At 68.6% G+C, this 11,557-nt stretch carries 10 protein-coding genes and 2 pseudogenes; 7 read left to right on the top strand and 5 right to left on the bottom strand.

Annotated features, from left to right (window positions below; all coding sequences use genetic code 11):
• Positions 1-28 precede the first annotated feature (28 nt).
• The gene (locus tag ACIHCX_RS10465; protein WP_400028502.1) at positions 29-1,657 is read right to left on the bottom strand and encodes an ISAzo13 family transposase; all 1,629 of its coding nucleotides are present in this window, start codon (positions 1,655-1,657) and stop codon (positions 29-31) included.
• 252 nt (positions 1,658-1,909) lie between these two features.
• On the opposite strand from ACIHCX_RS10465, the gene ACIHCX_RS10470 reads away from it, so the two are divergent.
• The 5 genes and pseudogenes from ACIHCX_RS10470 to ACIHCX_RS10490 all read left to right on the top strand — a co-directional run bounded on the left by ACIHCX_RS10470 (position 1,910) and on the right by ACIHCX_RS10490 (position 5,425).
• Positions 1,910-2,377, top strand: a complete 468-nt coding sequence (locus ACIHCX_RS10470) for a DUF4231 domain-containing protein (RefSeq protein ID WP_400028503.1) — start codon at positions 1,910-1,912, stop codon at positions 2,375-2,377.
• 369 nt (positions 2,378-2,746) lie between these two features.
• Positions 2,747-2,995 (top strand): annotated as a pseudogene (locus tag ACIHCX_RS10475) (GIY-YIG nuclease family protein).
• Between the two features lie 187 nt (positions 2,996-3,182).
• A complete protein-coding gene (locus ACIHCX_RS10480) occupies positions 3,183-3,434 on the top strand; it encodes a hypothetical protein (protein ID WP_400028504.1) in 252 nt (83 codons plus the stop codon).
• Positions 3,435-3,673: 239 nt separating this feature from the next.
• A pseudogene (locus tag ACIHCX_RS10485) lies at positions 3,674-4,132 on the top strand (NUDIX domain-containing protein).
• Positions 4,133-4,378: 246 nt separating this feature from the next.
• On the top strand, positions 4,379-5,425 hold the full coding sequence (locus ACIHCX_RS10490; protein ID WP_400028505.1) for a S66 peptidase family protein: 1,047 nt from the start codon (positions 4,379-4,381) through the stop codon (positions 5,423-5,425).
• 83 nt (positions 5,426-5,508) lie between these two features.
• Here the strand turns inward: ACIHCX_RS10490 and ACIHCX_RS10495 are convergent, their stop codons facing one another.
• From ACIHCX_RS10495 to ACIHCX_RS10510, 4 genes are all read right to left on the bottom strand, one after another.
• A complete protein-coding gene (locus tag ACIHCX_RS10495; protein ID WP_400028506.1) occupies positions 5,509-7,143 on the bottom strand; it encodes an ABC-F family ATP-binding cassette domain-containing protein in 1,635 nt (544 codons plus the stop codon).
• A gap of 14 nt (positions 7,144-7,157) precedes the next feature.
• Complete coding sequence (locus ACIHCX_RS10500) at positions 7,158-7,355, bottom strand: hypothetical protein (protein WP_400028507.1); 198 nt, start codon at positions 7,353-7,355, stop codon at positions 7,158-7,160.
• Between the two features lie 94 nt (positions 7,356-7,449).
• Entirely contained in the window at positions 7,450-8,145 is a 696-nt protein-coding gene (locus ACIHCX_RS10505) for an alpha/beta fold hydrolase (protein ID WP_400028508.1), read from the bottom strand.
• A gap of 45 nt (positions 8,146-8,190) precedes the next feature.
• On the bottom strand, positions 8,191-9,795 hold the full coding sequence (locus tag ACIHCX_RS10510; RefSeq protein WP_400028509.1) for a purine-cytosine permease family protein: 1,605 nt from the start codon (positions 9,793-9,795) through the stop codon (positions 8,191-8,193).
• A 548-nt stretch (positions 9,796-10,343) separates the two neighbouring features.
• On the opposite strand from ACIHCX_RS10510, the gene ACIHCX_RS10515 reads away from it, so the two are divergent.
• Positions 10,344-10,757 carry a subtilase-type protease inhibitor gene (locus tag ACIHCX_RS10515; protein WP_400028510.1) on the top strand — a complete coding sequence of 138 codons (414 nt, stop codon included), beginning with the start codon at positions 10,344-10,346 and terminating at the stop codon, positions 10,755-10,757.
• 246 nt (positions 10,758-11,003) lie between these two features.
• Positions 11,004-11,531: an SRPBCC family protein gene (locus tag ACIHCX_RS10520; RefSeq protein ID WP_400028511.1), complete on the top strand. Its 528-nt coding sequence runs from the start codon at positions 11,004-11,006 to the stop codon at positions 11,529-11,531.
• The last annotated feature ends 26 nt before the right edge of the window (positions 11,532-11,557 follow it).

Below are 11,557 nucleotides of genomic sequence, written 5' to 3' on the forward strand. Positions count from 1 at the left end.
CCCACGGCATCTAAGGGCTTGCCGATCATCAACGTGTCGTCTTGATCTTTCCGTTGGGGTTGTTGCTTTGGGCAGTGACTCTGGCGTGAAGGGCTGTGAGAGCGGCGGGTGGGGTGGTGGTCGGCGGGATGGCGATGCCCTCTGCCTCGAGTAGTCGTCTGATCTTCAGCAGGGTGCGGTGCATGGCGGTGCGGCTGCTGTCGAAGAGCACGGCGAGGGGTTCTGCGGCCAGGTTGACGTGTAGGTGGAGCACGGTGGCCAGGACCTGGTCGGGGAAGGCGAGTCGGGGCGGGCGGCCGCGTTGGGTATCTCCTTTCGGGGCCAGGGTTTGAATGAGACGGTCCAGTTGATGGCCGGACATCCCGGTCAGTGTGGGGGTGGACAGCAGTGCACGGCCCCACTGCGTTACCGGTGTCTGGGAGGTGTGAGGTTCCGCAACGGCCGGGACTGGTCGGGGATGCAGGGCATAGTTCCAGTCGCCGTGGAAGGCGTGGCGGGTCAGCGGCAGGGCCGCCATCTCGGCGTCGTCGACACTGACTCCGGTGGGGTAGGTGTTGGTGTCCAGTTCGGCTTTCACGCGCAGTCCGGTGCGGGTGGTGGTCGCGGCGATGGACTCGAGGATGACTTCGTGGCTGGTCAGTGGGCGGCCGCGCCAGTTCCTCGTGATGTGGGAGAAGAGTCGGTGCTCGATCTTGTTCCACTTCGAAGTGCCCGGCGGTAGATGACAGACCGTGATGGTCAGGCCGGTTTCGGCGGCCAGCCGGGCGAGGTGGAGTTTCCAGGCCCGGGTGCGGTAGCCGTTGGAGCCGCCCGCATCGGCAGTGATCAACAGTCGTGAAGCCTGCGGGTAGGCGACGCGGCCCTGGCCGTGCCACCGGTGGCGGATCGACTCCACCGCGAACGCGGCAGTGTCATGGTCGGTGCCGACGTTGACCCAGCCGGTGTTGGCCGCCAGGTCGTAGACTCCGTAAGGGATGGCCTTGCCCAGCTGCGGGTCGGCGAAGTCGTGGACGCGTACCGGCATCGGATCGCCCGTCGGCCGCCAGGAACGGCCGGGGTTTTTGAAGTCGCCGACCAGTTCCTTTTTCTTGGTGTCCACGCTGATCACAGGCTGGCCGGCATCCCGGTGCTCACGTGCTCGCTCGTTGAGATAACGGAACTGGGCATCCCGGTCCGCATGCTGACTGCCCTCGAGCGTCTTGGCATTGGCCTGCAGACGGAAACCCTCCTCTCGCAGCAGACCGGCGACGGTGTCGGCACCGACCCTGTGCCCCTGGCGGGTCAGCTCGGCTGCCAGCATGCGGGTCGACTTGGTCGTCCATCGCAACGGCGACATCGGATCCCCGCGCTCGTCCGGCTCGACCAGACTCAACAGTGCAGTCCGCAGTCCAGGGTCGAGGTCCGCGACGCGTTTGCGTCCGCCGCCCGGCCGCCGCACCCGCCCCAGCAGAAACTCGCCCGCTTCCAAGTCGGACACACCCTTGCGGACCGTTGTCTCGCTCACCCCGGCCGCCCGAGCCACGGCCCGGACACCGCCATGCCCCAGCCCTCGGACTTCCGCGCCCATCAGCAGCCGCCGCTGCCGCTCGTCCAGATGCGGGAACAACACCGCGAACTTCACAGCAAGTTGATCACGAGTCTCGTCCGGGATGCGCATACGACATCAACGAGCCCCAGCCCCGAAAGCAACACCTTGATGATCGGCAAGCCCTTAGAGCCGTGGGCTTCTTCAGATCCGCTGGTCGGCGGGACCGGTGATCAGTACACCGGCACCGGCTACTGACCGCACTCGACGGCTCTTGACTCGCCTGTTGGGATCCCTCCGACCTCTCCAAGAGGCCGTTGACGAGATCGACAGGCCCCGACATTCTGCATACATTCACTTGCGAACCATGGATGGGGTGGAGTCATGGAAGAACCAAAGAGTTCGACGAATCCGGAACAGTGGTTTCTAGGAAAAGTGGAGTCCGCCTTAGCGTGGGCTCGAAAGAAAGCCTCTCGCCGTGAACGCGTCTACTACCGCCTGCGTATCTGCTCTCTCACTTTCTCAACTGGCGTGGTCGTGGCAGCTGCCACGCCAGCACCCCGCTGGGGTATCGCCGCCCTGGGCGGTATCAGTGTGTTGATCGAGGGGGCGCTACAGGTGACGGGCTACCGGGAGCAAATGCTCTCCGTGATGGACTTCAGGTCACGCCTCGAAGTAGAACTCACGCTCTACCGTACTTATGCGGCACCGTACGGCGATCAGGAGACGCGATTCTCTCAATTCGTCGAGCGTGTCGAGCGAATCTTTCGAGAGAGCGACAAGAGTCAAGTCTCCATTCTTCAGCAGCCAGTTAGCGGCAGTGAAATCGGAATCACTTCAAATCGCATTTGATTCTTTGTTGTCCGGCACGCCTGCCATTACAAAGTAGCCTGCGACGATCAGCCATGGCACGTCTGGAGGGTTCGTGGAAGCTATCACTCTCGTCAGTCCCGATCGGTTGTGGTCGGCGCAGGAGGTCTTGGTGCGTCCGAGCCCTGTTCGAGCAGCGGCAGGGGTGTACGGGTGGCACTTTCGGGAGCCGCCCCACCCAGACCTGGAGACCGGGCGCCTGCTCTACGTCGGTATAGCCCCGCGGTACATGGCGAACCGGACCAGCACACAGAACCTGCGCAAGCGGGTGCGCTACCACTACCGGGGCAACGCGGCCGGCTCACTCTGCGGCTCACCCTCGGTTGCCTACTGGCACTTGAGCTGCGCCGCGTGGGCAGCGGTAAGCGGATGACCTTCGGCATGGCTGGCGAAGCCACCCTGAGGCAGTGGATGGCGGACAACGCATGAGTGTGCTGGGTCGAGCAGAAGGAACCGTGGACCTTGGAGTCACAGCTCATTTCCCAACTCGATCTCCCGTTGAACCTCGACCAGAACCGCCACAGCGCCTTCCACACCCGGTCGAAGGAGCTGCGGGCTCAAGGGCGCCAGCGAGCCCGGGAGTTGCCCATCAGTTCGTAGGTCTCGGATGAGCCGACGGACCGTGGTGTGGGCCGTCTCTGGGCCGTCCGAGGCCGCTCAACAGTGACCAAAGACGGCTAACGGCGACCACCAGGCACACGAGCACACCTCTCATGAGCAGGGAAAACGCAGGTCACCAAGATCCCCGGCAAGACCCAGGGCAAGAAGACAGGTCTTGACTCGCCCATTGAGACTCCTCTGGCTCCGCAACCCCAACGTCGTCCGTCTCCTCCACGGTCTGGCCAACGGCGACATAGCGCGTGAGGAGACGCTGAGCATCGTCTGGAACGCACACGTCATGGCGACCGGCAAGCAACTCCCTGACGGCGCGTTCGCCATCCGATACCCGGAGCTGGATTCCACTGGGGACTTCGACTTCGACGACCAAGGCGAAATGACTCGCAGACTGCCACGCTTGACAGCTCTCTACCTGGAGTAAGCGGAAACTCGTGGTCACGATGCAAGGTCGAAGAGTGGAGGCAAGGCTCCCCCCTCCAGAGATCACTGTCTGTCGCGCCGCCAGGACAAGAACCCGCCTCCGCTGACGAATACGCGACACCTCAACATGCGAGCCCATCAGTCACGGACCCCTGTACGAGAACAGGGCCGTTTCCGGCGGCACCTGGAGCCGATACGCTCCCGTTGATCACGAACGGTGCCGATGGGGACAATGCCGGGATGACCCGACCCAGAATCCGTGTCGCTGCATACGTGGTCCGGCACCGTGCCGTCCCCGAGCTGCTGGTGTTCGACCACATCGGCATGCCGGAGGCCGGTACCCAGGTCCCTGCGGGAGGAGTCAGATCAGGTGAAGGACTGGAAGAAGCAGTTCTTCGATAGGTCGCCGAGGAAACCGGTCTGCTGACAGCCACAGTGGTCCGGCAGCTCGCCGTGGAGGACAAGCCTCACCCCGACACGGGGCAGCCACGACGAACCAGCTTCTTCCACCTCCAGGCACCCGCAGGCCTCCCCGAGGCGTGGGAACACGATGTCCGCGGCGACGGAGACGACGCCGGCCTCTCCTTTGCCTGCCGGTTCCTCCCACTTCCTCTGAAGCAACCACTGGCCGACGATCAAGACGCGTGGCTGGGCCGCATCGACCCGCGCTGGACCACCGTTACCGGCGACAGTCAGTAACCAGCCGCCGAACCCCTACGCCGAACACGCGACGGCCTTCCGCCACTCAGGCAGGGCTACGTACGTACATCGGGCTTCCCCTGGCAGGCTACGCGTGCTGGCCGCCGCGGATCTGACGGCGCGCTCCTGCCGGTCAGCAACCGGCGCTGTGGGCGGTGTCGGGAGCATCGGCAGGTGATCGACGGGGGAGCACCCCGCCGGAAATGGAGGTGAGCAACGGCAAGTCGGGCTCCTACCCTCACCCGCATGAGACCACCCGTGTATCCGCCCAAGCCCAGTCCCGGCGACCGCATAGCGGTCATCTCCCCCTCCTCCGGCCTCCCGGGGCTCCTCCCGCTCCCGCACGAGCTGGGACTCGAGCGGCTGCGTGAGGAGTTCGGTCTGCACCCGGTGGAATACCCGACCACCCGAAAGATGGGCTCCACCCCCATGGAGCGCGCCGACGACATCCACGCCGCCTTCGCCGATCCGACGATCAAGGCAGTGATGGCCAGCATCGGCGGCGACGATCAGATCACCGTGCTCCCTCTGCTGGACCGCGACCTGATCCGCGCCAACCCCAAGCCGTTCTTCGGGTACAGCGACCACACCAATCTGCTGATCTTCCTGTACAACCTGGGCATCGTCGGCTACCACGGGGCCGGCGTGATGACGGAGCTCGGCCGTCCGTACGCGCTCCACCCCCTGACCGCCCACTCGGTACGCGCGGCCCTGTTCACCTCGGGTCCGTACGAGCTCCGCCCCGCCGAGCGCTACCGCGACACCGCCCGCGACTGGGCCGACCCGGCCACCTTTGACGCGGAACCGGACGCGCAGCCCGCCAACGGCTGGATCTGGCACCAGCCCGAGCGCATCGTCGAGGGCCGGACCTGGGGCGGCAACCTCGAGATCCTCTCCTGGCTGCTGATGGCCGACCGCGAGATCGAACGCGATCCCACCGCGTACGAGGGCGGCGTGCTGTTCCTGGAGACCTCCGAGGAGCTGCCGAACGGGGAGGAGGTCTTCCGCATCCTGCGCAACATGGGCGAGCGGGGCCTGCTGGCCCGCTTTCCCGCCCTGCTGATGGGCCGAGCCAAGGCATGGTCCTTCGAGCAGCCGAACAGTCTTGAGGCCAGGCGGCGTTACGCCGCTGAGCAGCGCGAGGCGGTACTGCGCGCGCTGGCGGCCTACGCCCCGCAAACCATGGCGGTCTTCGACGTCGACTTCGGGCACACCGACCCCCAGCTGGTGATTCCGTACGGCGGCCTGGTCAGCGTGGACGGCCCGGCACGGCGGATCACCGTGACGTACTGACAGCTCCCGGCAGCACTTCGGCCGTGTGGAGCGTCACCGCCGAGTTGAACGTCCGGGTCGCCAGAAGTCGGCGCGGCAGCAGCTCACGGTTGCCGGTAGTCGCTGACGTGGAGGGTGCGGTCGACGCGGACGGCGTCGGCCAGGCGCCGATCGTGTGTCACCAGCAGCAGTGTGCCGGCGAACGAGGTCAAGGCCTGTTCGAGCTGTTCCACCGCTTCGATGTCCAGGTGGTTGGTGGGCTCGTCGAGGACGAGACAGTTGACACCGCGTGCCTGCAGCAGTGCGAGTCCGGCTCGGGTGCGTTCACCGGGGGACAGCAACGATGCCGGTCGCAGGGCAAGGTCCTTGCCGAGTCGGAACTTGGCCAGCAGGGTGCGGGCCTGGGCGGTTTCCATGTCGGCTGCCTCGCCGACGATGTCGGCGGTGGACCGCTCGGAGTCCAGCAGGGCCCGTGTCTGGTCCACCTCGCCCAGTTGCGCAGCGGCGCTGGTGTGCTGCCTGCCCTGGGCAAGCGGCAGGCGGCCGAGCAGGGCGCTCAGCAGCGTGGTCTTGCCGCTGCCGTTGGGGCCGGCGATCCGCACACGTTCACCGAAGCCGACCTCGAGATCCAAGGGCCCGAGGTGACACGATCCGCGCCGCACGACTGCCCCGTGCAGGGAGAGTGCCGTACCGGACGGGGTGCCGGCCTCAGCGATCGTGAACTGCAGCCGCCACGCTTCCCTTACCTGCTCGGGGGCCGCGGCATCAAGGCGGTGCACGGCACGCTCTGCCTTGGCGGCAGCTGCACCCGTGTTCTGCGCGCCGGCGAGCCGCGAGGCTTTGCGGAACTTGTCCCCGTCGGGCTGCCGGCGCGGATTGACGGCGCGGGCCGCACCCTGACGCGCCCACTCCCGCTGGGCCCGGGCCGTATGGGTCAGCTGCTGCCGGGTGGTCTCGTAGGTGGCATAGGCGTCCACTGCGCGCTGCCGGGCGGCGGCGCGCTCGACGACGAAACTGTCCCAGCCGCCGCCGTACTCGCTGGTGCGGCGGGTGAACTCGTCCAGTTCCACGATCGTGTCCACCGTCGCCGCCAGGAAGGCGCGGTCGTGGCTGATCAGCGCGATACCTGCCCGACTGTGCGTGACATGGTGTTCCAGCCGGGCCAGACCGTCGTCGTCAAGGTCGTTGGTCGGCTCGTCCAGCAGCAGGATGTCCGGCTGCGCCAACAGCACGGCGGCAAGCGCCAGCCGTGCGTGTTGCCCGCCGGACAGCTCCGCGGTGGCTCGGGCATCCAGCCGTAACCCCAGGTCGGCCGCCACATCGGCGGCACGCTCGGGAAGGTCGGCACCACCCAACGCGAGCCACCTGTCCCACGCTTCGGCATAGGCGTCGTCCGCGCCGGGCAGCTGCCGCTCCAGCAACCGGGTGGCGGCGTCGAGCTCCTGCTGCGCCCGCGCGACGCCGGTGCGGCGGGCGAGGTAGTCGCCTACCGCCTCGCCGTCGTGCGAGTCCCGTTCCTGGGCCAGGCGGACAACGGTGGTGGACACCGGTGCGCGGGTCACGGTCCCGCTGTCCGGCAGCAGGTCACCGCCGGCTATCCGCAGCAGGGTCGACTTTCCCGTTCCATTCGGGGCGACGATGCCCACGCGTTCTCCGGCCGAGATCGACAGATCCGCACCGTCCAGAACGGTGAGACTGCCGTACGCGTAAGCGATATCGGTACAGCGAAGCTGAGCCACGTCCTGGGCGCTCCTCACGAAGTAGCGGTCAGTGCCGACTGGTCGAGGCGGTCCTTCACCGTGGGCAGATGGGTTGAGGGTGCCAGCACGCAGCGATCCGCGAAACTCATTTCGTGCGCCATGCCGAAGCGGTGAGGCTCTCCGGCCGCAGCGGCAGCACTCGGCCATGAACCAGCGATCTCGTACTGGAAGTCCGCCCAGTGCTTTGCCATCCGTACGCTCCCGAAGTCGTTCGTCCCGCGCGTCACCCGACGACACTGGCCGGTAGGCGCGGGTCGGCACCTCCGGGAGCGGACGGCCGGCTCGTCAGTCCTGGGCCGCGGCCTCGACCAGGACCTGGGCCAGTTCGCGGGGCCGGGAGAACATCGGCCAGTGGCCGGTGTCCATGTCGACCAGCTCCCAGTGCTCGCTCTTCAGCACTTCGGCCACGGCGGGCATTGGCTCGGTCCCGTCCAGCAGGCACTTGACGTACGTCGCCGGCAGCTCGCCCAGCGGGCGTTCGAGCACGGCCGGTTCGGTGAGCGAGGCGCCGGGGTGCGGGGTGCCCTCGGTGAGGATGCGCTGGATCTGCTCGTCGGTCAGCTCCTGGCCGGCGTACTCGTCCGGGGGCAGGGGCGGCCAGGAGCCGTTGTTCGCGGCGAGCTCCCGCCGGACGTGGTCGCCGCCGATGCCCGACACGAACGCCTCGCCGTCCACCGGGATGTTGGAATCGACGAACACCACACGCCGCAGCCGGCCGCCGATCCGCTCGGCCGCCTGGCCGATCGGGATGCCCGAGTAGCTGTGCCCGACCAGGACGACGTCCCGCAGGTCGTGGCGCTCCACGTGGCCGACGATGTCCTCGACGTGCGTCTGCTGCCCGGCCGGCAGGTCCTTCTTCTCTGCGAGGCCGCTGAGGGTGAGGGGGTGGACGTCGTGCCCGGCCTCCCGCAGGGCCGGCGTCACCTCGTCCCACGCCCACGCACCCAGCCACGCGCCCGCCACCATTACGAAGTTGGTCATGCCGCCAACGTAGCGGTGGGGTCTGACAACGCCGCGGCCGTCGGCTCAGCCGGCCTTCGCGGGCACCGCCGCCGCACCGCCGTCCCGCACGCCCGGTCCGGTGACCGGGGGCACCGGGACGTCGACCGCTCGGGCCAGCCGCGGCCCTTCGGGACCGTAGACCGCCCGGGGCTCCGGGAACAGCCACAGCAGCGCCAGGAACAGCACCGCGGCCGACGCCAGGGACAGCGGCAGGCTGATGTCGACGCCGTTCGCCAGGTCGCCCAGGGGGCCGACGAACTGCCCCGGGATGTTGGTGAACAGCACCCCGACGAGCGCCGACACCCACCAGGCGGTCAGGCCGCGCCAGTTCCAGCCGTGGGTGAACCAGTACCGGCCGCCGCGCTGACGCCGGTTGAAGACCTGGAGTGCGTCCGGGTCGTACCAGCCGCGGCGGGTGTAGAAGCCGAGCATCATCACGACCATCCACGGCGTGGTGCAGGTGACGATCATCGTGGCGAACGTCGAGATCGACTGCACCAGGTTCAGCGCGAACCGCCCGACGAAGATGAACGCGAAGGCCAGCAGGCCGACCAGCACGGTCGCCCGCACCCGGGACAGCCACGGGACCACCGAGGCGAAGTCAAGTCCGGTGCCGTACAGGGAGGTCGTGCCGGTCGACATGCCGCCGATCAGCGCGAGCAGGCACACCGGCAGGAAGAACCAGCTCGGCGAGATCGCGAGCAGCCCGCCCACGAAGTCGGGGGCCGCGGGGTCGACGTACGCGGGGGCCTTGGTGGCGATGATGCTGGCCGCCGCCAGACCGAACACGAACGGCAGCAGGGTGGCGATCTGCGCGAGGAACGCGGCGCCCACCACCCGGCGGCGCGGGGCGTCGGCCGGGATGTAGCGCGACCAGTCGCCGAGGAACGCGCCGAAGGACACCGGGTTGGACAGCACGATCAGGGCCGCGCCGATGAACGACGGCCAGAACATGGACCGCGTGGCCGCGTCCGCCGAGGCGGTGAACACACCGGCGTACCCCGGGTCGAAGTCACCGGCGAACGCGATCGCGCCGAGCAGGAACAGCACGCTCGCCGAGGTCACCGCGATCTTGTTGACGAACAGCATGAAGCGGAAGCCGTAGACGCAGACCACGAGGACCAGCGCGGCGAACAGCGCGTAGGCGACGGCGTACGACGCGGTGCCGCGCGGCAGGCCGAAGAGCCGGTGCGCGCCGCCGACCAGGGCGTCGCCTGAGCTCCACACCGAGATGGAGAAGAACGCGGTGGCGGTCAGCAGCGACAGGAACGAGCCGACCACACGGCCGTGGACACCCAGGTGCGCCGAGGACGAGACCGCGTTGTTGGTGCCGTTGACGGGCCCGAACACCGCCATCGGGCACAGGATCAGCGCGCCCGCGACCACCCCGAGGACGGTGGCCGTGAGGCCCTGCCAGAAGGAGAGGCCGAACAGGATCGGGAAGGCGCCCAGGACGCAGGTGGCGAAGGTGTTCGCGCCGCCGAAGGCGATGCGGAACAGGTCCAGGGGCCGGGCGGAGCGGTCGGCGTCGGGGATGCGCTCGATGCCGTGGGTCTCGACCTCGGTGAGGGACGGCGCGGCGGAGGAGGGGGCGGGCGGCTGGGCCTGCGGTGACTGCTGCGGGGACATGGGGGCTCCATCGGAGGACGGCGGTGGAGCGCGTGGTGGCGCGGCGGGTGGACGGGGGCTCGCCGGCGCGGGGTGTGCGGCGGGAAGGGCACCGTCCTCGGGGGTTCGCTGACGCTAAGGCGCCGCGCGTGCACCGCACCAGAGGACGGTTCGTCCATCTTTGACGTCAGCGGTGGATGAATCCTCCATCCTCCGCCCAGCCCTTCCCGCCTTCCCGGCGGGAGTGGAGCGGAGTGGGCGGGAGTGGAGTGGAGTGGGAGGGGAACGGGAGTGTTTCAGGACGATCGACGAGCGCGGGAAACAGGCCATTCGGCCGGATTCGATGATCGGCAGGCCCGTGGGAAAAGGGTTGTAGCCACTGCCTTCTGTGACTTCACGCCACTGATTCAATACGCAAGGTTACCGAAACCCGCGGGTTCGACGTGAGTTTCCGTCGCGGACTCGGCAGACTCCCGCACGGGCTCCGGCACCGAACCGGCCGGTCCCGCACCTGACGACTTGCACCTGACGACTTGCACCCGACGACTTCCAGCGGAAGGAAGCACGCGATGCGGAACACCGCGCGCTGGGCAGTGACCCTCGGCCTGACGGCCACCGCCGTCTGCGGGCCCCTCACCGTGCCGGCCACCGCCGCGCTCCGCGCTCCCTCGGCCCTGGTGCTCACCGTGGGCCACGGCGTCGGCGCGGCGCATGCCGTACCGGAGCGCGCCGTCACCCTGAGCTGCGCGCCGATGCCCTTCGGCACCCACCCGGCCGCGCGCGAAGCGTGCGCGGAACTCCGCGGCGCGGACGGTGACTTCGGCGCGCTGACGCCGAGTGACCGGGTGGCGTGCACCAGGGAGTACAACCCCGTCGTGGTCACGGCCCAGGGCGTTTGGCAGGGCAGGCGTGTCACCTACGAGCGCACCTACGCCAACGAGTGCGTGAAGAACGCTTCGGCGACGAGCGTCTTCGCGTTCTGAGAGCCGGGATCGCGCGTTCCCCACGCACACCTGACGGGTCCCGTCGCTGGGGAGTGCGGGCCCTGCCGCGGGGACCGGGCGATTCCGCACGAGGGACCGGCGGGCGGAGTGGGGCCGCCCGCCGGCCCCTGGCACACCGCGGCGCCGCACCGTCGACGCCCCCTCGACGCCCCGGGCGCGGCACCCGGACACGGCGCCGGATGACCCCGAGGACCCCTCCGAGCAGACCCCGAAGGACTGATCTCCATGCCCACCGAACTCACCGGCACCTTCCTGCGGCTCACCGACGGCCGCCCCGCCCTGCGCTTCACCCGCGCCTACGGCCACCCCGTGGAACGCGTCTGGCACCTGGTGACCGATCCCGACGAACTCGCGCGGTGGTTCCCGTTCCGCGCCGAGGCGGACCTGCGGCCCGGCGGCACCGTGGCCTTCCGCGGGGAGTCGGGCGCGGAGGAGTTCACCGGCACGGTGCTCGCCGTCGACCCGCCCCGGCACCTGTCCTTCGAGTGGGGCGGCAGCGAACTCCACTTCGACCTCGACGAACCCGAGGAAGGGCACACTCGGTTCACCCTCACCGACGTCCTCGCCGCCGAGAACACCGCCGCACGCACCGGCGCCGGCTGGGAGGTCTGCCTGGCCGCCCTGGACGCCAGGGCGCGCGGTGAGCGCTTCGAGGGACCGCACGGCGGGGCCCACATCTCGTGGAAGGCCTGCTACGAGGCGTACATCGCCGCCGGAGTCCCCTCCGGGGCGCCCGTCCCGGGCCAGGACTGAACGGCCTGGGCCAGGGCTGAACCACC

Origin of the sequence: Streptomyces sp. NPDC052043, assembly GCF_044548235.1 — a bacterium.
Taxonomy (GTDB): domain Bacteria; phylum Actinomycetota; class Actinomycetes; order Streptomycetales; family Streptomycetaceae; genus Streptomyces.

What these genes read in the sequence shown, in the direction of transcription:
- ACIHCX_RS10465 (WP_400028502.1), bottom strand. Translation starts at nt 1,657, where the DNA reads ATGCGCATCCCGGACGAGACTCGTGATCAACTTGCTGTGAAGTTCGCG.
- ACIHCX_RS10470 (WP_400028503.1), top strand. Translation starts at nt 1,910, where the DNA reads ATGGAAGAACCAAAGAGTTCGACGAATCCGGAACAGTGGTTTCTAGGA.
- ACIHCX_RS10490 (WP_400028505.1), top strand. Translation starts at nt 4,379, where the DNA reads ATGAGACCACCCGTGTATCCGCCCAAGCCCAGTCCCGGCGACCGCATA.
- ACIHCX_RS10500 (WP_400028507.1), bottom strand. Translation starts at nt 7,355, where the DNA reads ATGGCAAAGCACTGGGCGGACTTCCAGTACGAGATCGCTGGTTCATGG.
- ACIHCX_RS10505 (WP_400028508.1), bottom strand. Translation starts at nt 8,145, where the DNA reads ATGACCAACTTCGTAATGGTGGCGGGCGCGTGGCTGGGTGCGTGGGCG.
- ACIHCX_RS10510 (WP_400028509.1), bottom strand. Translation starts at nt 9,795, where the DNA reads ATGTCCCCGCAGCAGTCACCGCAGGCCCAGCCGCCCGCCCCCTCCTCC.
- ACIHCX_RS10515 (WP_400028510.1), top strand. Translation starts at nt 10,344, where the DNA reads ATGCGGAACACCGCGCGCTGGGCAGTGACCCTCGGCCTGACGGCCACC.
- ACIHCX_RS10520 (WP_400028511.1), top strand. Translation starts at nt 11,004, where the DNA reads ATGCCCACCGAACTCACCGGCACCTTCCTGCGGCTCACCGACGGCCGC.